A 19517-nucleotide genomic window follows, 5' to 3' on the forward strand; every position below is an offset into this window, starting at 1 on the left:
CCTTCAGCCGTGCCGTGCCCCTTCAGCCGTGCCGTGCCCCTTCAGCCGTGCCGTGCCCCTTCAGCCGTGCCGTGCCCCTTCAGCCGTGCCGTGCCCCTTCAGCCGTGCCGTGCCCCTTCAGCCGTGCCGTGCCCCTTCAGCCGTGCCGTGCCCCTTCAGCCGTGCCGTGCCTCTTCGGCCCGACCTGCACCGTCGGCCCGACCTGCGCCGTCGGCCTGACCTGCACCGTCGGCCCGACCTGCCTGGTCGGCCCACCGTGCCCGCGCCGACTCGCCGGGCCCAAAGACGCGGCCTCTGCGCTTGGCGGTCATCAGGAACAGCACCGTGGGCACGGCGCACACCAGGATGGCGAAGACGCTGGCCTCCGGGCCGAAGGCCCCGCCGGACAGGATGTCGGGCCCGCTGACGGAAGCGTCCAGCAGACCTCCGGTGCCGGTCCCGGAGCCAGAGACGGCGGTACCGAAGATGCCCTGCTCCGCCATGTTCCAGCCCAGGTGCACGCCGATCACCAGCCACAGCGACCGGGTGGCGGCGTAGATCGCGCCGAACATCAGCCCGGCCTCGACGGCGATGGCCAGCGCGCCCCAGACGGTCGCGTCCTTGTTGACCAGGTGCAGGGAGCCGAAGGCGAGCCCCGAGACTGCCACCGCCCCGTACGTCCCCGTCTTCTCCTCCAGCACCCGGAACAGCGCTCCCCTGAAGGCCAGTTCCTCGGCCACCGACAGGCAGCTCATCAGCCCCAGGGTGGTCAGCGCGCCACCGATCGAGCCCCAGCCCTGGACGTGGTAGCCGCCGACCAGCGCGACCGACGCGATCGTGACGGAGAAGAGGCCCAGCCCGAGCAGGGCCCCTTGGCGCAGTTCCGGCCGCGCCCGGTCCAGTGCGAGCTCCCGTGGCCTGCGGCGGCCCTCCAGGTAGCGCACCAGAGCGACGTACGCGGCCACGGCCAGCCCGCCGGTCACCACCCCGGTGATCAAGGCGGTCAACGCCGTACCGTCGGCCGCGCCGTTGATCGCGGCGGCGATCGCGTCCACGGCCAGCATCGCCACGAACATCACCGGCAGGCGCACCCACGCGGAGGCCGCCCACCGCGCGGGGCGCCCGGTGCTCTCCCCGGCGGCCGCGGTCGGACGGGCGTCGCCGCCGGACGGCTGCGCCGCCGACGAAGGCTTGCTGAACAGCATGGCTTCCTCCTCAAGGTCCCGCTCGCAGCGGGCGGTCCGCGTTCCCGATGCCGGAAAACTACGGGCCGCGCCCCCTTCGGATCGTCACCGTGGGGTGGGCACTTGGCGCGTGGGCCGGTCCCCCGGGCGAGCTACCCGGCCCTCCCCCTCCGGAGGGATGCCCCCGCCCGTCACCAGGCACTACGGTCGCCGTGCGAGGCCGTGCGAGGCCGTGCGAGGCCGTGCGAGGCCGTGCGAGGCGGTGCGACCGCTCGGCCCCCGCTCCACGCCGAAGGCCGGGGACGCGGGCTGGCGGGGTAAGTGGGCTTTCCCCAGCGGCCGTTCAGCGGTGCCGGACCGGTGCGCCAGTCGCCGCAGCCACCGATCGGGCCCTCCGATCGGACCCACCGATCATGGACGAGGTATGGAAGACCGAGCAGTTGGCGCCCCCGGGGGCACGGCATCCTCCGTGAACCCACTGGGCGACGCCCTGGGCCGACTCCGCCTGCTGGCCCGGTGGTGGGGATCGCGCCCCGCCGCCCTCAGGGACCGCGAGTTCGCCGTCGTCTTCACCCTGCTGTCGTTCGCGGCACCGCTGTCGGGGATCGGGGCGCGGTTCGGCGACCTCCCCACCCACGAGGCCTCCGTCGCGAGTGTGCTGCTGACCCTGGGACAGACCCTGCCGCTCGCGGTGCGCACCCGGTGGCCCGCCGTCTGCCTCGCGGTGACCGCGGGTTCGTTCGCGGTCCACGAGTCCCTCGGCGCCCCGGCGACCTTCGGCAGCATGGGGCTGTACATCGCGCTGTACTCGACGGGCGCCCACCAGGACCGGCTGCGCCGCTCCGTCGCGCTGGCGGCGACGGGAGGGTACGCGGTCTTCTGCGTCGTCCTGCACGCGCTGGGTTCGCCCGACGACGTGGGCGACTTCCTGCTCTACTACGCGGTCCTGGCGGTGGTGTGGGGCCTGGGCGTCCTGGTCCGCGAGCGGCGGGCGCACGAGGCCGAGCGGCGGCGGCTCGCCACGCAGGCGACCATCGCCGAGGAACGCAGCCGCCTGGCACGGGAGTTGCATGACGTGGTCACCCATCACGTGACCGCGATGGTCGTCCAGGCCGGCGCGGCGAAGTACCTCACCGGGGCGCCCGAGCGTCTCGACGAGGCGCTCGACGCCATCAACGGCACCGGCCGCCGCGCGCTGGCCGAACTACGCTTCCTGCTCGGCGTGCTGGAGGCGACCGGTGAGCCGGGGCCGCGGGAGCGGACGCCGATGCCGGGCCGGGTGCCGGACCTGGTGGAACAGACCCGTGCGGGTGGCCAGCCGGTCGAGCTGGCCGAGGAAGGAGAACAACCGGACATGGCGATGGCAGCCCGACTCACCACCTACCGCGTCGTGCAGGAGTCCTTGACGAACGCCGTGAAGTACGCGGCGGGACGCCGGACACGCGTACGGCTGGCGCACACCCCCGGCTGGACGGACGTCGAGATCACCACCGCCGGCGCGATCGGCGGTGCGTCCTCCCCCGCCGCCGCGCGGGGTGACGGCCCGCACGTCTCGGGAGGCCGCGGTCTGGCCGGGCTGCGGGAACGGGTGGAGATGCTGGGAGGCGAGTTCGCGGCGGGCCCCGCTCCGGACGGCGGGTTCCGGGTGCACGCGCGCATCCCGGCGGGAGGTGCCGCATGAGCGCCGCGCCCACCACGATCAGACTGCTGGTCTGCGAGGACCAGGCCCTCGTACGCGCCGGATTCGTCACGATCTTCTCCGCCCAGCCCGACATGGAGGTCGTGGGGGAGGCGGCGGACGGGCGGGCCGCGATCCGGCTGGCGGAGGAGCTGAGACCCGACGTCGTCGTGATGGACATCCGCATGCCCCTGCTCGACGGCATCGAGGCCACCCGCCACCTGGCGGGCCCCGACGCACTCGACCCGGCGAAGATCCTGGTCGTCACGACCTTCAACGTCGACGAATACGTGTACGAGGCCCTGCGCGCGGGCGCCAGTGGCTTCCTGCTGAAGGACGCGGCACCGGACGAACTGCTGGGTGCCGTACGTACCGTGGCCCGTGGCGAGTCCCTCCTGTCCCCGGTCGTCACGCGCACCCTGATCGGTCGCTTCGCCGAACGGCTGCGCCCGGCCGGCGCCCCCGCGTCCCCCGAGCGCGACCGCCTGACGGCGCTCACCCCGCGCGAACGCGAGGTCTTCCTCCTCATCAGCGAGGGGCTGTCGAACTCCGAGATAGCCACCGAACTGGTCCTCAGCCCGGAGACCGTGAAGACCTACGTCTCCCGCATCCTCACCAAGCTGCAACTCCGCGACCGCGTCCAGGCGGTGGTGCTGGCGTACCGGGCGGGACTTGCCCCGGGAGGCGACCGGGCCTGACGTCCGGCCTTCCGGTCCGCACCAGGGCGTGTCGGCCCCGGCACCCCGGACACGGGGACGACCCGGAGACGCGGGAGAACCCGAGTCCGGGGAGGCGGGCCGCCTCCCGGGCCAGGTGCCCCCCAGGGCGTGTTCCGAAAGTCCCGCCTGCCGGGCGACGCCTGGCACGCCCTCCGGGCGGACGGCGCCACTTCCGAAACCGCCCCAACGCCACGATCCCGCCCGGTCTTCCGACCGGGCGGGATCGTGTGACGTCCACGAGAGCTACTCGCGAACTGTCGTCTGTGGGGTGTTCACGAGTACTGCTGGCCAGGCGGGACAGAAGCAGTTGCAGACTCCCAGTTGCCCGGAGATCGTTTCCCGCTGATGGGGCGGCCACTCGTGTCCCGTCGCAGGGACCGCCACCTGCACCTCGGCCCGCTCCTGCGCAGCAGCGCACCCCGCAGGACCACTCCACACGGGCCGCGGACGCGGCGGCATCTTGATCCTTTCGGTTCCGTGCCTGTTCAATCAGCGGATGACCGAGACCGATGTCCACCTTGGCACCGTCACCGCGCCCTCCGGGATGCTCGTGCTGGGAATGGCGGGCTGGATCGACTACTGGCCGCAGGTGGGCCAGCCGCTGTCCGAGCGGGCCCGGGCCGTCATAGCCACCGGCGGCGGGCACTTGCACGGACCCGAGGACGGTGAGCCGTCTGCTTGGATGTGCGAGGCGATCGCTGTAGCAGCCGCCGCGGACCGGCCCCTGCGGGTTCGGGCCCAGACATCGGCCTCGCCATTCGATGGGGAACCGACGATCGCCGTCCTGGAGGTCGGCCTCGGTCGGCCCTGGGTCGGCCCCGATGACGGCGAACCCCTGCACCTCGGCGACCTGCCGGTCGACCGATGTGGCATGGTCCTCGGCGACGCTGCGGCGCTGGACGACTTCACCGGTCTGGACGGACAGTCCACCGACGGTCTCGCGGACGTCACCTACTGGGGCAAGTACGAAGACGCCGTCCATGCGCAGTTCGGCGGTGACCGCATCCCACAGCACCCCGGCGGACACGGGCCGCTCGGGTGGCTCGACCTCTCCCTGGCCGAGGCCGAAGCGGTCGCCGAACGGCTCCGAACCTGGACCCGAGAAGGCCCCGGCAACGGGCTGATGGTTGCCGTCGACGCCCACACCGACTTCCACCTGTTCAACCGAGCCGGCTGGAGCCACCCACTGCTGGCGGGTGCCATCGCCCTCGATGGATGCCCAGTTCTCGGTCTCGGCTGGGATCCCGGGGACCACTCCATACGCCACCACGGGGAGCGGGGCCATGGGCAGGTCTACCCCGCCACCCTTGAAGCCCGCGCGGGCGAAACGGTACTGCGCTGGACCATCCCGCCGTACGACCCTGACCTGTGAACCACGCCCGGCATGAAGGTGCCCGGAGAACCCAGTTGAGCCAGACAGTTCAGCCCAGCACACTCGCCCGATCAGCCACAGCACACAGCCGGGCCGCTGGGACGGGCCCTGGTACAGGGTTCGCACTGAGCACTTCGAAGCCGCTTTCCTGCCGAATTCCGGCGAGGATCTGGAATCTGTGGACAATATCGACGTCTTCGTGGACTTGGAGGACGGATCCCGCTGGAGCGCGACCATCATCACCCTCGGACAAGTCGAGGCCGTCATGGCGAAATGGGCCGAAAGCGGGTAAGCCCTGGGAGGCCGCTACTTCTGGTGCTCGGACGGTCTGATCGTCCGCGATCCTGGCATCAGCAACATGGTCCGGGCACTCACCGGTCTGATCGAGTCCGACGAGTTCACCCAGGTCCTTCACCGCCTCGACGTCTGACCCGGCACGGTCCGGGCCGCGACGGCCGGCCCGTTGAAACGACCAGCAGCTCCAGGCCCTCAAGTCATCGTGCGCATGCAGGTGCCCGGTACCTGCAACTGTGCCGGGAGCTTCGCCGCGGTGTCCGAGCGATCTGTGATCACGTCGGCGAGACGGGCGTACAGGCGTACACACGGATCGGATCGAGGTGCAGTTCATGTGGGCCCAGGCAGTCTGCCGCGAGGGTAGCCACAAGTGTCCCGCAGGCACATGCCATGTTGCGGCCTCCGGTTCCGAGTGGCCCGCAGCACCCCCAGTGGATGTCCGAGGCCTCGATCAGCCGGAGGGTGGACATGTCATCCGGATGAACGGCCACGGAGTTCCTGGGCCCTGCGGACACCATGCCCGTCATGTCGGGCGGCATGAGCAGAGTGCGGCTTCCGGAAGCGCTCGGTTGCATGGGGTCCGGAGCCGCGAAGGGGGCTCCCCACGGCTCGGTGTCGATGGCGTAGTGGCCGCGCGAGACGGTCGAGGGCGAGAGCCGGGTTCTTCGGTCGCGCTCCTTGTCGTGCACGAAGGCGTCGGGGACTTCTGGAAGCTCCTGAAGGTCCGGTGTGAGCTGGACACCGCACTTCGCGCAGCAGAAGACTGTCATGTCGGCCGTTCTACCCCACCGTCGCCGTCGGCCACGACCGCGTTTCTGCCCGCCGAAAGTTTGTGGGCGGTGGATCTCGGTGATGGAACGGTGCGGTTGGACAACACCCCGTGGTTCGTGCGCGGGGTTGCCAGCGACGACATCATCCGGGGGGAGGTCGACGGGGAAGGCGTTCGGATGAAAGCCCCACAGCGGTTAGACGTGCCCTGATGCATCCCCGCGTTCTCACCGACGGTTGGCGTCAGCCCATTCGTCTCTGTTCCACATGACGGGCATGGCTCCGACCGGTTCGAACCGGATGTCCGGGTCGTTGCTGTGGAGCAGGCTGAAGAAACGACGCTGAAGTACCGACGCATGGCGGGCCTGGTTGGCGACGATGTCCAGAACGATCTGGGCCTCTCGCGGGCAAGCGGCGGTGAAGCGGTCGTAATCGGTGATGGACAGGACGAGCCCAGTGCCTTCTGGCGAGTCGTCGTACGGGCCGTAACAGGCCACATCGCCGAGACAGTCGTTGAGCGCGTCGAGGTTGTGGCCGTAGTAGTCGGGGAACTGCAGCGCGGCGGCAACGTCCCTGTGCATGTCCTGCTCGGAGGCCCAGTCGCCCGCGACGAGGCGGACGACGCGGAAGCCGCGCTCTTCGAGCCTCAGTTCGGCTTCCGTGAGGAGCCGTCGGCGCCAGAAAAGGGTGACGAAGGTGTTGCTCATGTACTCGATGCCGGGAAAGCGGGTCGAGGCAGCGTCAGGTGTCGAGTTCTGGGCGGATTCCCTCCGGTACGCGTCCAGCAGCCGGAAGAACTCCTCGACCGGAGTCGAGCCGGCGGGGGTGTCGCGTTCGATCTCGGCTGCCCAGGTGAGGGAGTCGGCGATGCCGCGTTGCTCTCGGAGCCAGCGGTTGAAGTCGTCCTCGGGCCAGAAGGCGAAGGATTCCTCGATGCCGTGCACACCGAGCGCTGCCCGGTAGCCGCTGAGCAAGGACTGCAGGTGCAGAAGCGATCCGCCGGGGACCCACATGCCGGGCCGGAGCCGGATCTGATCCAGGAAGTCGTACACGTCCGTGCAGTCCTGCCAGTGCTTGGCCGTGGGGCGCGGGCTGTCTTCGGTCGGCATGCTCCGACCCTACGGTGCGGACGGAAGTTGTCGTCTGTTGGAGGGATGCGAGCGCAAGGCGATCGCGGGCGGTCGATTGGGGACATCTGCGGTCAACCTCTGCGATCTTGCTGTGCCCGCCCCTACGTTTGACTGGGGCTCGGAGTGCCATCGGGCTCCGGGATGGGCAAGCGAAGGCGGTGCCGCGATGACGCCACTGTTCGAGCGTTTGGATCAGGAAGAGACGCTTGTGCGTGGCGAGTTGGACACGCTACGCGAGAAGGTCGCGGCGGCCGAAGAGCGGCTGGCTCACTCCGCCAGTCTTCTGGTCGCTGCCAGCCGACGACATCGCGCGGGACACCTGCATGCCTGTGAACGCGTCAGCCGCCGTCCGCAACTGGCGCTCGGCCCCGTCCTGGACACCCCGGGCAAGCGCATCGGCCCGAACGCGGTCCACTCCCTGACCCAGCTTGCCCCGTTCGGCTTCCCGAAAGGGCTGCTGGCCGCCGACCGCGCCTATACCGACGAGATCACCGAGCACTTCGCCCAGCCGGTCCGCACCCTGGGCCGACCAACTGGTTCCCGACTACAAACAGCAGCACCGGGGCATCCGGGGCACCCACCAAGGTGCCCTTCCCGTCGACGGATTCGCCTGCCCGGCCATGCCGCCCGCACCGGCCCACGCGACCACGGGGCTCAACGACAAGGCCGTACGCGACCTCGCTGACGGCACCGAGCTCAGCGAGCGGATCGCAGGCCGGGAACCATACCTCCTCAAGCTCAAGGAGTCCGCCGACGAGCGCGGACGCGATCAGGCTCCAGTGCCCGGCCACTGGGCCCTCGCCCGCCGTGGTGTGTTCCCTTCAACCAGGTCCACCGCGTCCCGGCGCCACGGCCGGCCGTGGTCGACTTCACGGATAAGCGGGCTACCGCCCCACGCAGTGCGGCCAAGCCCACCGTCCCGATCCCTCAAGGTGAACGGTTGCGGCCCCTGCCCAGGACGAGCTGCCTCGGATCTGCCAGAAGCCCACGATCACCGTCCGACCCGGCGCCCTCGGCAAGCTCGACACGTTCCGCCAGGACCGGCACTACCTCCAGTCGCCGCGCTCGCTGGATCGGCATCCACGCCCCCCGACGCGGCCGGGCTGCCGCCGCCCATACGGCCGGAGATCCGCGAGACCATCTGAGAGCCGAGCACCACAGGCTGGGATCACGCACGCCCGCGTACAGCCCAGAAACGCCTCACGCACCCGAACCACCCCGAAACATCAGGCCGACGACCGCCCGCAACCGCCTCCGGCACCGATCGCGTTCGGACACCACCTCGAACAGACCCTGGAAACGCCAAGATCCCGCCCGGTCTTCCGACCGGACGGGATCTTGTGACGTCCACGAGAGCTACTCGCGAACTGTCGTCTGTGGACCTGTGGGGATTTGAACCCCAGACCCCCTCGATGCGAACGAGGTGCGCTACCAGACTGCGCCACAGGCCCTTGCGACGAGTGAAACTCTAGCACCCTTCAGGGGGTGCTTGGAAATCCGTTCCCCGCTGGTCAGCGGCGTCGGGTTCCGGGGGGTCACCGGCCCGGACACTCCCGGGCGGAAGGACCGTCCCGCTGCCGTCATTCGTTGGCGGCACGGGGTCGGTCCTCCTCGTCGTCGTACTGGTCGAAGAGAGGGGTGCGGCCCCGGTCGCGGGTGCGGCGGGCGTCGGGCCGGTGGCGGGGGGTCTGGTCCACGTCCGGGAGGGCCGGGTCCGGCGGGGCGGGCTCGGCGGTGCTGGAGCGGGCGGCGCTCCAGGTCTCCGGATCGTTGACCTCGACGCCGCCGGAGGCGCGCGGGGCGACCGGGGCGGTGACGTACGTCGGCAGCGGCACGGGGACCGGCTCCCAGCTGTCGCCCTGAGCCCGGCCTCGTTCGCGCTGCTGGTCCACCCACTCCGCGTGGTCCGTCTGCTCGACGAGCGCCCGGCGGCCGGCCTCCTGCGGGGAGACGGTCGGTACGGGCACCGGGTCGGCCGGACGGTGCGCGTCGGGTTCCTCGTCGGTCTCGGCCGCGGGCGCCGTCTGCTGATGGCGGCGCGGGCGGTTCTCGCGCAGACGCTGCGCCGCGTCCTCGGCCCGGCGGCGGTCCATGGTGAAGACGAACCGCCTCCGCTCCTGGGCGCGCAGGTGCACGATGTAGGCGCTGAGCATCACCGCGGGCGCGGCGGGAGCCCAGAGGAAGGCGAGGCCGCCGACCGCCGCGACGATCGCGCCGGCGGTGAAGACCAGGAAGAGGACGCTGGTGGTACGCCGGCGCCGGGCCAGTACCTGGGAACGCTGGGCGCGACGGACGCGTTCGGCGTCCTCGGCTCCCCCTCGGGCGCGCTGCGCCGACGGCGCGGCCGCGGACGGCGCGACCCGCTGCTCGGGAGGCCGCCCGGCGGACGGGCGGTGCGCCGCAGGGCGGTTGCGGGGCTCGTTCCGCTCCTGCGCGGAATGCGCCGGGTGGCCCGGGTGTGCCGGTTGCTCCACCGCCGGGCGTCCGGACGCGCGCCCGGGAGCGTGCGCCGGATCGAGGATCCTGGCTTCGGTGTGCGCCCCGGGCGCGGCGAAGGCCCGGACGTCGACGGACTCCATCCGGTCCGTCTCGGCGTCCGGGTCGACGACCGGTTCCGCCTCCTCGGCGCCACGCTCCCGCAACCCCTTGGCGTAACGACGCTCCATCGCCGCCCGTCCGGACAGCAGCCGGATGGCGGTGCTGAAGCGTTCCGTCGGACGCGCTTCGTTGAGTTCGTCCTGCCTTCGGAGCCACATCGGCACCAAGTAGGCGGCCCAGGCACCGACGATGACTGCGTAGATGAGGCCGCTGCTGCTCACGCTCACACCGTAGAGGGGTTTGCACGGCGGCATCCGCCAATTGCCACGGTGTGTCGCACGATCAGGCTGATATCACGGGCCTTTTTTGTGATTGTTCAGACCAACGAGTGACGTCGCCGGTGCTTAATGCGACGACAAGGTGTTTATTTCGAACATGCATTTGATTTATGGGGAGCGCGTACCCGGTCTCGACCGGTGCCAGCGCCGGAGCAGCCCGTCGGCCGCTTCCTCCGACGTGAGCGCATAGACGAAGTGGTCCCGCCAGGCGCCGTCGATGTGCAGATAGCGGGGGCGCAGCCCTTCCTCGCGGAATCCGAGTTTCTCCACCACCCGGCGGCTCGGTCTGTTCTCGGGGCGAATGCAGATCTCGATGCGGTGCAGCCCGACCCGGCGGAAACAATGGTCGGCGGCGAGAGCCACGGCGGTGGGCATGACACCGCGACCCGCGACTTCCTGGTCGACCCAGTAGCCGATGTGCGCCGAACACATCGAGCCCCAGGTAATGCCCGCGACGGTCAACTGGCCGACGAGGCGGCCCTCGTACTCGATCGCGAACGGCAGCATCCGCCCGGCTCTCGCCTCGGAGCGCAGGTGTCGGACCATCTGCCGGTACGTGGGCCGGCGGATCACCGGACCACCGGGGACGGGCGGCGGGACGGTGGCCTCCCAGGGGCGGAGCCAGTCGCGGTTGCGGCGGTTGACCTCGCGCCAGACGTTCTGGTCCCGCAGGCGTATCGGCCGCAGCGTCACCTCGCCGTCCCTGAGGAGCACCGGCCAGAGGTGCGCGTTCAGGACGGGCTCCCGGGCAGGGGGTGGTCGCCGCCGCGCAGTTGGTCGACTGCGTGCGTCACGATCCGGCCGAGGACGGCGAGCCCGTCGCGCACCCCGCCGGTCGAACCGGGCAGGTTCACGATCAGCGTGCGCCCGGCGACCCCGGCGAGCCCTCGGGAGAGCGCCGCGGTCGGCACGGCGGCGCGGTTCTCGGCCCGGATCGCCTCAGGGATTCCGGGCACCTCGTGGTCCAGCACCCGCCGGGTCATCTCCGGGGTGAGGTCGGTGGGCGAGATACCGGTGCCGCCGGTGGTCAGGATGACGTCGTATCCGCCCGCGATCCCGGCGCGCAGCGACAGCTCCACCGGCTCGCCGTCCGGCACGACCAGCGGTCCGTCCGTGGCGAAGCCGAGGGCGGTGAGTCCGTCGACGAGGATCGGACCGCCCTTGTCGGCGTAGACACCCGCGGCGGCACGGTTGGAGGCGGTGATGACGAGGGCGGTGTACGGGGCCGGGCCGGGGCCCTCGGACGGGTCGCTGCCCGCGGGCGGGAGGCCGAAGGCGCTCACGCTTCCGCTCCGCTCGGCTCCGGGCGCACCCAGTCGCCGGACTTGCCGCCGGACTTGGCCTCGACCCGTACGTCGGTGACGACCGCGGCCTTGTCGACCGCCTTGACCATGTCGATCACCGTGAGCGCGGCGACCGTGACCGCCGTCAGCGCCTCCATCTCGACGCCGGTGCGGTCCGTGGTCTTCACCGTGGCGCTGATCTCGACGGCGTCGTCCGCCACGCTCAGGTCGACCTCGACGCCGGAGACGGCGAGCGGGTGGCAGAGCGGGATGAGGTCGGGGGTCCGCTTGGCCCCCATGATCCCGGCGATCCGCGCGGTGGCGAGGGCGTCGCCCTTGGGAACTCCCTCGCCGCGCAGCAGTTCGATCACCCGCGGCGAGACGAGGACCCGGCCGCTGGCCCGGGCGACGCGCGCCGTGACGTCCTTCGCCGAGACGTCGACCATGCGGGCCGCGCCCGCCTCGTCGATGTGCGTCAGCCTGTTCTGCGTACTCAACTCACTCCGCCTAGCGGTAGGGCGCCGTTCGCCCGCTCGGACCCGGAGTGCGGGCCGGGGGCCCGGGGTACGTCCCCCGGTGAGGCAGCGGCAGACACCGTACCGCCACCGTGGCCGTCTCAGCGGAGCAGGATCACTTCGGTCTCCGTGCCGGGCTCCACGGAGGTGACGTCCTCGTCCACCACGATCAGCGCGTCCGCCCGCGCCAGTGCGGCGATCAGGTGCGAGCCGGAGCCGCCGACCGGGACGACGGTGCCCGACACCTCGTCGTAGGTGCCGCGCAGGAACTGGCGCTTCCCTGCCGGGGAGGTGAGCGGCCCGGCGGTGGTGAGGGCGGCGCGGACGGTGGGCCGGTGCACCTCTTCGAGGCCCATCAGCGCGCGGATCGCCGGGCGGACGAAGAGCTCGAAGGAGACGTAGGCGGAGACCGGGTTGCCCGGGAGAGCCAGCAGCGGGGTGTGGTCGTGGCCGATGGAGCCGAAGCCCTGGGGCTTGCCGGGCTGCATGGCGAGCGTGCGGAAGTCGATGCCGCTGCCGGGCTCGTCCTCGTCGCCCACCGAGGAGAGCGCCTCCTTGACGACGTCGTACGCGCCCACGCTGACGCCTCCGGTGGTGACCACCAGGTCGGCCCGGATGAGCTGGTCCTCGATGGTGGTGCGCAGGGTCTCGGCGTCGTCGGTGACCGCCCCGACGCGGTACGCGAGGGCACCGGCGTCGCGGGCGGCGGCGGTGAGCGCGTAGCTGTTGGAGTCGTAGATCTGGCCGCCCGTCAACTCTTCTCCGGGCTGGACGAGTTCGCTGCCGGTGGAGACGACGACCACGCGGGGGCGGGGGCGGACCTTGACGGTGGCGCGGCCGATCGCGGCGAGCAGGCCGATCTGCGGCGGGCCGAGGACCGACCCGGCCGCGAGGGCCAGATCACCCGGCTTCACGTCGCTGCCGGAGGCCCGGACGTGGGCACGGGCTTCGGCGGCGCGGTACACCCTGACCTCGCCGCTCGCCCCCTCCGGGGCGTCCCGGTGGGCGCGCATGGTCGCGGCGGGTCCCTCGCCCGTACCGCCGTCCGTCCATTCGACGGGGACCACCGCCTCGGCGCCCTTGGGCAGCGGGGCGCCGGTCATGACACGGGCGGCCTGGCCGGGGCCGACCGCCCCGCCGTCGGGGAGCCCGTCGCTGCCGGCCGCCACGTCGCCGACGACGGTGAGCACCGAGGGGAATTCCTCGCTCGCGCCGGTGACGTCGGCGACCCGGACCGCGTAGCCGTCCATGGAGCTGTTGTCGAAGGGGGGCAGCGCGATCCGCACCACGACGTCCTCGACCAGTACGCACCCTTGGGCGTCGGCCAGTTGCAGCTCGATGGGTTCGAGCGGCCCGACCGCGCCCAGGATGTCGGCGAGGTGCTCGTCGACCGACCAGATCGTGCTGCTCACAGTGCTACATCTCCTCGTTGACGTAACGGCGGAGCCAGGTACGGAAGTCCGGGCCCAGGTCTTCGCGTTCACACGCGAGCCGGACGATGGCACGGAGGTAGTCGCCCCGGTCGCCCGTGTCGTAGCGGCGCCCCTTGAAGACGACGCCGTGCACGGGCCCGCCGATCCTCTCGTCGGCCGCGAGCAGTTGGAGGGCGTCGGTGAGCTGGATCTCGCCGCCCCGGCCGGGTTCGGTCCGTCGGAGTATGTCGAAGACGGCGGGGTCGAGCACGTACCGGCCGATGATGGCGAGGTTGCTGGGCGCGTCGGCCCGGTCGGGCTTCTCCACCAGGCCGGTGACCCGGACGACGCCGTCTGCGGCGGTGTCCTCGACCGCGGCGCAGCCGTACATGTGGATCTGCGCCGGATCCACCTCCATCAGCGCGACGACGCTGCCGCCCTCACGCTCCTGGATCTCCACCATCCGCGCCAGCAGCGCGTCGCGGGGGTCGATCAGGTCGTCGCCGAGCAGGACCGCGAACGGCTGGTCGCCGACGTGCGGGGCGGCACACAGCACGGCGTGGCCGAGGCCGCGGGGGTCGCCCTGGCGGACGTAGTGCATGGTGGCGAGGTCGCTGGACTCCTGTACCTTCGAGAGGCGTTCGGCGTCCCCCTTGCGGGTGAGCGCGGATTCCAGCTCGTAGTTCCGGTCGAAGTGGTCTTCCAGCGGGCGCTTGTTGCGTCCGGTGATCATCAGTACGTCGGAGAGGCCCGCGGTGACGGCTTCTTCGACGACGTACTGGATGGCCGGCTTGTCGACGACGGGCAGCATCTCCTTGGGAGTGGCCTTCGTGGCCGGCAGGAAGCGGGTACCCAGACCTGCGGCCGGAATGACGGCCTTGCTGATCCTGGATGTCGACTGAGTCATGCGCAGAACCATAACGGTTGCGCACGAACGGACGATGATCCACTGGTTAACTTTATGGTCATACGCACCCATATGAGAAAAGTGTGAGCATCCTATGACCTACGAGCCGGCCGACGCCCCGTCCATGAAGATCTCCCTGCGGCGCGAGCTCCTCGCCGCGCGGGCGGCGTTGACGGGCGGGGAACTCGCCGCCTCCGCCGCCGCCCTGGCCCGTACCGCGCTCACCCTGCCCGAACTCTCCGACGCCCGGACCGTCGCCGCGTATGTGTCGGTGGGGCGCGAACCGGGTACCCGCGCGCTGCTCGACCTGCTGCGGGCGCGGGGCGTGCGCGTCCTGTTGCCCGTGCTGCTGCCCGACGACGACCTGGACTGGGCGGAGTACGAGGGTCCGGACCGGCTGCTGAAGGCGCGGCGCGGGCTGCTCGAACCCGGCGGCCCCCGGCTCGGCCCTGCGGCCGTCCTCGACGCGGACACGGTGCTGCTGCCCGGCCTCGCGGCCGACACCCGGGGGATGCGGCTCGGCCGGGGCGGTGGCAGTTACGACCGGGTGCTGGCCCGGCTCGCCGCGGCGGGAGCGCACCCGGCGCTGGTGGTCCTGCTGTACGACGACGAGGTGGTCGCACGGGTTCCGGCGGAACCGCACGACCACCCCGTGGACGCCGTCGTCACTCCGGCCGGAACGCGCCGCTTCGACCGGTGACCGGCCGTCGCGCGCTCCGGCCCCGGCTCAGCCGGTGGCCGCCGCCGGCTTGAGGGTCAGCGTGTCGGCCGTCGAGGCGCTGACCGCCTCGGCGCCGAAGGACCAGTCGAGCAGCTCGCCGTTGACCCACTTGTCCGTCTGGTCGGTGTAGTGCGCGCTGAACGCGTGCCCGGAGGCGCCGGTCAGGTTGATCCAGCGGGACTTGTCCCAGTCACCGACGTTCAGCACCATCCGCATCGACGGCACCCAGATGACGTCGTAGCCGCCGGCCGCGTTCCAGCCGGTGGCGTCGACCGCCGCCTCACCGCCGCCGAGGTTCCACGGACCGCGGTTCAGGGCCTTCTGGAGCAGGCCGGGACCGGAGGTGCCGAGGGTCTGGTTCTTCAGCGTCAGCTGGTGCAGCCGGCCCCAGCTCCAGGTGGAGATGTCCTTGCCGAGCTTGGCGGTCAGCTCCCAGCGGGCGTCGTCCATGGCACGGGCGAAGAGCTGGTCGCGGTTGTTGATGGCGGTCTCGCGACCCTGGGCCGGCACCTTCCACCAGTCGTTGTCCTGGTCGTCCAGGATCTTGGAGACGACCTCGTTCCAGCGGTCGCCGCCGTCCGGCTGCGCCGAGTCGGCGTCGCGCTGGCCGCATTCGCGGACGAGTTTGTTCTGCTCGTCGACGGGCCCGGTGGAGTCGGCCCGGGTGACGTAGATGCAGTCGCCCTCGACGCGCATCTCCTTGGGCAGCTTGTCGCCGAAGGCCAGCATCAGGATGTTGCGCCAGACGCCGTTGAAGTACGCGGCGGCGGCCGAGTCGGAGTCCTGGGTGTAGTCCCAGCCCTCCAGCAGCTTCTGCGCCTCGCGGACGTCCTTGTCGGCGATGTTGATGCTCAGCAGCTTGGGCACCAGCAGCGCGGCGATCTCGCTGGTGTTGTCCATCTGCATCTTCTGCATGTCGTCGGTCGAGATCTTCTCGCCGCCCTTGATCTTCGACGCGATGAGGTCGTTGATGCGCTGGCTGCGGGTGCCGTAGCCCCAGTCCTTGGTGAGCAGCTCGGGGTACTTCTCGTCCACGACCGCCTGGTTCGCGGTGACGATGTAGCCGCGCTCCGGGTTGTACTCGTACGGCAGCTCGCTGAAGGGGATCGGGTCCTTCTCCCAGCCGTACTTCGAGGACCAGCCGGGCATCGGCATGGTGCCGTCACCGGACTTGCGGACCGGGATCCAGCCGGGTGCCTGGTAGCCGATGTTGCCCTTGGTGTCCGCGTAGACGAGGTTCTGCGAGGGGACCTCGAAGTGTTCGGCGGCCTCGCGGAAGGACGCGAAGTCGTCGGCGCGGTCCAGCTCGAAGACGGCGTCCATGGAGTGGCCGGGCTGGAGCGCGGTCCACTTCAGCGAGACGGCGTACCCGGAAGCGCGGTCGGGGGCGGCGCCGCCGACCGGGGCCTTCTGGCCGACCTTCTCCAGTTCGCCGCTCCGGTCCGAGACGACGGGACCGTTGTTGGTCTCGCGGACGGTGATCTTCCGGCTCTTTCCGCCGGCGACCTTGATGGTCTCCTCACGGGTGGTGAAGGGGACCGTCTTGCCGTCGTAGAGGTAGCCGTCGGTGGAGACCTTCTCCAGGAAGAGGTCGGTCACGTCGGCACCGAGGTTGGTGAGCCCCCAGGCGACGTCCTGGTTGTGGCCGATGATCACACCGGGCATGCCCGAGAAGGTGTATCCGGCGGTGTCGTACTGGCACTTCGCCGAGACCTCGCGGCAGTGCAGCCCCATCTGGTACCAGAGCGAGGGCAGCATCGGCGCCAGGTGCGGGTCGTTCGCCAGCAGCGGCTTGCCGGTGGTGGTGTGGGAGCCGGAGACGACCCAGGAGTTCGACCCGATGCCGTTGCCGTTCGGGCCGAGCAGCGCCGGGATCTCGTCCAGGGTGTCGGAGAGCGCGCCGAGCTGGGTGTTGAGCCCCTCGGTGGCACCGGCGACGGTGTCCCCGTCCACGGTGGAGTCGCTCGCCTCGGCGTCCGGGTCGAACTCGCCGGTGACGGAGGAGACCGCGCCCTCGCCGACGATCGTCTCGTGCTTGGCGTACGGGTACTCGGGGTACAGGTCCGCGATCTGCTTCGCCGTGAGCCTGCTGGTCATCAGCGAGCGGTCGATCTCGTCCTGCATGTTGCCGCGCAGGTCCCAGGCCATCGCCTTCAGCCACGCGACCGAGTCGACCGGGGTCCACTCGGTGGGCTTGTAGTCGTTGGTCAGGTTCAGCGCCGCGTACTCGACGGAGATGTCCTTCCCGTCCTTGCCCTTCAGATACGCGTTGACGCCGTCCGCGTACGCCTGGAGGTTCTTCTTGGTGTCGGCGCTGAGGACCTTGTCGTACTCCTCCTGCGCGACCTTCCGCCAGCCGAGCGTGCGGAGGAAGGAGTCGGTCTCGACCTGGCTGGATCCGAACATCTCGGAGAGCCGCCCCGCCGTCATGTGACGGCGGACGTCCATCTCGTAGAAGCGGTCCTGCGCCTGGACGAAGCCCTGGGCGCGGAAGAGGTCGGCGTCGGTGTCCGCGTAGACCTGGGGGATGCCGTAGTCGTCGCGTTTGACCTCGACGTCTCCGGTCAGGCCGGGGACCTCGATCGTTCCGGTGGTCTGCGGGTACGAGGCCCGGACCGTGGCGACGGACCAGTACGCGCCGTACCCGACGCCCGCGACCAGCGCCAGGACCAGGACGATCACGATGAGGCGGGCACGTCGCCCCTTCTTCCGGCCGGATTTCTTCGCAGCGGAAGGACCGGCAGAGACGGTTGTGTTGGCGGGCATCGCTGTCCTTCGCGGGGCAGGGTGGTCCTGGGAGTGCAAGGGCAACCATAGGCGCAGCGCCGATCCGACTCGGACGCGGTGGGGGGCTGCGGCCATCCGCGCACAGGTCGTACACAAAATCGAAGGCGTCAAGAAAACGTTAAAGATTAGGTAAGGTAACGAAGTACCTACCCGCCGGGAACCTGCCCGGCGGTCGTACGCGGGGAAGGAAGCGCGCCCTGACTGTCCACACGCTCAACGAACTCCTGCTGGTCTCGTCGCTCGTCCTGCTCGTCGCGGTGGCGGCGGTCCGGATCTCGTCACGCAGCGGGCTCCCCAGCCTGCTCCTGTACCTCGGGATCGGCATCGCGCTGGGGCAGGACGGCATCTTCGACGTCCAGTTCGACAACGCGGAACTCACCCAGGTGATCGGCTACGCCGCGCTGGTCGTGATCCTCGCCGAGGGCGGACTGGGCACGAAATGGAAAGAGGTCAGGCCGGCGCTTCCGGCCGCGGCCGTGCTCTCCACCGTGGGCGTGGGCATCAGCGTGGGAGTCACCGCGGCAGGGGCGCACTACCTCGTCGGGCTGGAGTGGAAGCAGGCGCTCATCATCGGCGCGGTCGTGTCCTCGACGGACGCGGCGGCCGTCTTCTCGGTACTCCGCAGAGTGCCGCTGCCCTCCCGGATAACGGGCGTGCTGGAGGCGGAGTCCGGCTTCAACGACGCCCCGGTGGTCATCCTCGTCCTCGCGTTCTCCACGATCGGCCCGGTCGAGCACTGGTACGTCCTGATCGGCGAGATAGCGCTGGAGCTCGCCATCGGCGCGGCCATCGGCCTCACCGCCGGCTGGCTCGGCGCCTACGCGCTCCGCCACGTCGCGCTGCCCGCCTCCGGCCTCTACCCGATCGCCGTGATGGCCATCGCGGTCACGGCGTACGCCGAGGGCGCCATCGCGCACGGCAGCGGGTTCCTCGCCGTCTACCTGGCCGCCATGGTGCTCGGCAACTCCAAACTGCCGCACTGGCCGGCCACCCGGGGCTTCGCCGACGGGCTCGGCTGGCTCGCCCAGATCGGCATGTTCGTCCTGCTCGGCCTGCTCGTCACCCCGCACGACCTGCTCGACGACTTCTGGCCCGCGGTGGTCGTGGGCCTGGTGCTCACCGTGGTGGCCCGGCCGCTCTCGGTCTTCCTGAGCCTGGCGCCGTTCCGGCTGCCCAAGCGCGAGAAGACCCTGATGTCGTGGGCGGGGCTGCGCGGCGCCGTCCCCATCATCCTCGCCACCATCCCGATGGTGGCCGGCATCGACGGCTCCACCCGCGTCTTCAACATCGTCTTCGTGCTGGTCATCGTCTACACGCTGATCCAGGGCCCGACACTGCCCTGGCTCGCCAAGGCGCTGAAGATCGCCGAGGACCCGTCCGAAGCCGCCGACCTGGGCATCGAGTCCGCTCCCCTGGAACGGCTGCGCGGGCACCTGCTCTCCGTCGCGATCCCGGCGCGGTCGAAGATGCACGGCGTGGAGGTGGGCGAGCTGCGCCTCCCGGCCGGCTCCGCCGTCACGCTGGTGGTCCGGGACGGTACGAGCTTCGTGCCCGCCCCCGCGACCGTGCTGCGGCGCGGCGACGAACTCCTGGTGGTCTCGACCGACCCGGTGCGCGACGCGACCGAGGCCCGGCTGCGGGCGGTCGGCGAGGGCGGCAAGCTGGCCGGCTGGCTGGGCGCGGGGCAGCGTGCGGGCGGCGCGGCGGACGGCGACGCCGTGGCCCGGCTCGCCCGGGCCACCCACCTGGACCGGCTCGCGAACACGATGCAGCGGCTCAGCGGCGCGGTGGACGGGCCCCCGCCCGAACCGAAGGCCCGGCGCGGCAGCGCGGCGGCGGCCCGCGCGGCCGGGGCCGCCCGTGCTCCGGACGCCCCGGGGCGTCCGGAGAAG

At 70.9% G+C, this 19517-nt stretch carries 16 protein-coding genes and 1 tRNA gene; 7 read left to right on the top strand and 10 right to left on the bottom strand.

Going from position 1 to position 19517, the window contains the following annotated elements; all coding sequences use genetic code 11:
* Positions 1-155 precede the first annotated feature (155 nt).
* Positions 156-1184 (bottom strand): CPBP family intramembrane glutamic endopeptidase, encoded by a 1029-nt coding sequence (locus ACFWEP_RS16625; protein ID WP_387370830.1) that lies wholly within the window; start codon positions 1182-1184, stop codon positions 156-158.
* Positions 1185-1632: 448 nt separating this feature from the next.
* On the opposite strand from ACFWEP_RS16625, the gene ACFWEP_RS16630 reads away from it, so the two are divergent.
* The 4 genes from ACFWEP_RS16630 to ACFWEP_RS16645 all read left to right on the top strand — a co-directional run bounded on the left by ACFWEP_RS16630 (position 1633) and on the right by ACFWEP_RS16645 (position 6206).
* Positions 1633-2844, top strand: coding sequence for a sensor histidine kinase (locus tag ACFWEP_RS16630; protein WP_387370832.1), 1212 nt, complete (start codon positions 1633-1635; stop codon positions 2842-2844).
* Complete coding sequence (locus ACFWEP_RS16635; RefSeq protein WP_387370834.1) at positions 2841-3539, top strand: response regulator; 699 nt, start codon at positions 2841-2843, stop codon at positions 3537-3539. The genes ACFWEP_RS16630 and ACFWEP_RS16635 overlap by 4 nt, the downstream gene beginning before the upstream one ends.
* A gap of 517 nt (positions 3540-4056) precedes the next feature.
* Complete coding sequence (locus tag ACFWEP_RS16640; protein ID WP_387370836.1) at positions 4057-4932, top strand: hypothetical protein; 876 nt, start codon at positions 4057-4059, stop codon at positions 4930-4932.
* Positions 4933-5705: 773 nt separating this feature from the next.
* A complete protein-coding gene (locus ACFWEP_RS16645) occupies positions 5706-6206 on the top strand; it encodes a DUF4265 domain-containing protein (RefSeq protein WP_387370838.1) in 501 nt (166 codons plus the stop codon).
* A 15-nt stretch (positions 6207-6221) separates the two neighbouring features.
* On the opposite strand, the gene ACFWEP_RS16650 is transcribed toward ACFWEP_RS16645, so the two are convergent.
* Entirely contained in the window at positions 6222-7103 is an 882-nt protein-coding gene (locus tag ACFWEP_RS16650; protein ID WP_387370840.1) for a barstar family protein, read from the bottom strand.
* A gap of 187 nt (positions 7104-7290) precedes the next feature.
* On the opposite strand from ACFWEP_RS16650, the gene ACFWEP_RS16655 reads away from it, so the two are divergent.
* The gene (locus ACFWEP_RS16655; protein ID WP_387370842.1) at positions 7291-7809 is read left to right on the top strand and encodes a hypothetical protein; all 519 of its coding nucleotides are present in this window, start codon (positions 7291-7293) and stop codon (positions 7807-7809) included.
* 692 nt (positions 7810-8501) lie between these two features.
* Here the strand turns inward: ACFWEP_RS16655 and ACFWEP_RS16660 are convergent.
* The 7 genes from ACFWEP_RS16660 to galU form a co-directional block, all read right to left on the bottom strand.
* Positions 8502-8575 (bottom strand) — tRNA-Ala (locus ACFWEP_RS16660).
* A gap of 129 nt (positions 8576-8704) precedes the next feature.
* Positions 8705-9976: a gephyrin-like molybdotransferase receptor GlpR gene (gene glpR, locus ACFWEP_RS16665; RefSeq protein WP_387370844.1), complete on the bottom strand. Its 1272-nt coding sequence runs from the start codon at positions 9974-9976 to the stop codon at positions 8705-8707.
* Between the two features lie 132 nt (positions 9977-10108).
* Complete coding sequence (locus tag ACFWEP_RS16670; protein ID WP_387370846.1) at positions 10109-10714, bottom strand: GNAT family N-acetyltransferase; 606 nt, start codon at positions 10712-10714, stop codon at positions 10109-10111.
* A 17-nt stretch (positions 10715-10731) separates the two neighbouring features.
* The gene (locus ACFWEP_RS16675) at positions 10732-11283 is read right to left on the bottom strand and encodes a molybdenum cofactor biosynthesis protein B (RefSeq protein WP_387370848.1); all 552 of its coding nucleotides are present in this window, start codon (positions 11281-11283) and stop codon (positions 10732-10734) included.
* Positions 11280-11780 (bottom strand): cyclic pyranopterin monophosphate synthase MoaC, encoded by a 501-nt coding sequence (gene moaC, locus ACFWEP_RS16680; protein ID WP_387370850.1) that lies wholly within the window; start codon positions 11778-11780, stop codon positions 11280-11282. The genes ACFWEP_RS16675 and moaC overlap by 4 nt, the downstream gene beginning before the upstream one ends.
* A gap of 119 nt (positions 11781-11899) precedes the next feature.
* Entirely contained in the window at positions 11900-13210 is a 1311-nt protein-coding gene (glp, locus tag ACFWEP_RS16685) for a gephyrin-like molybdotransferase Glp (protein WP_387370852.1), read from the bottom strand.
* Between the two features lie 4 nt (positions 13211-13214).
* Positions 13215-14117, bottom strand: coding sequence for a UTP--glucose-1-phosphate uridylyltransferase GalU (gene galU / locus ACFWEP_RS16690; RefSeq protein ID WP_387370854.1), 903 nt, complete (start codon positions 14115-14117; stop codon positions 13215-13217).
* Between the two features lie 94 nt (positions 14118-14211).
* Between galU and ACFWEP_RS16695 the strand changes: the two genes are divergently transcribed.
* Entirely contained in the window at positions 14212-14817 is a 606-nt protein-coding gene (locus ACFWEP_RS16695; protein ID WP_387370856.1) for a 5-formyltetrahydrofolate cyclo-ligase, read from the top strand.
* A gap of 27 nt (positions 14818-14844) precedes the next feature.
* Here the strand turns inward: ACFWEP_RS16695 and ACFWEP_RS16700 are convergent, their stop codons facing one another.
* A complete protein-coding gene (locus ACFWEP_RS16700) occupies positions 14845-17604 on the bottom strand; it encodes a penicillin acylase family protein (protein ID WP_387370858.1) in 2760 nt (919 codons plus the stop codon).
* A 278-nt stretch (positions 17605-17882) separates the two neighbouring features.
* On the opposite strand from ACFWEP_RS16700, the gene ACFWEP_RS16705 reads away from it, so the two are divergent.
* Positions 17883-19517 (top strand): potassium/proton antiporter (locus ACFWEP_RS16705; protein WP_387370860.1); only part of this gene is annotated, 1635 nt, incomplete at its 3' end.

The organism is Streptomyces sp. NPDC060198 (assembly GCF_042728415.1).
GTDB lineage: Bacteria > Actinomycetota > Actinomycetes > Streptomycetales > Streptomycetaceae > Streptomyces.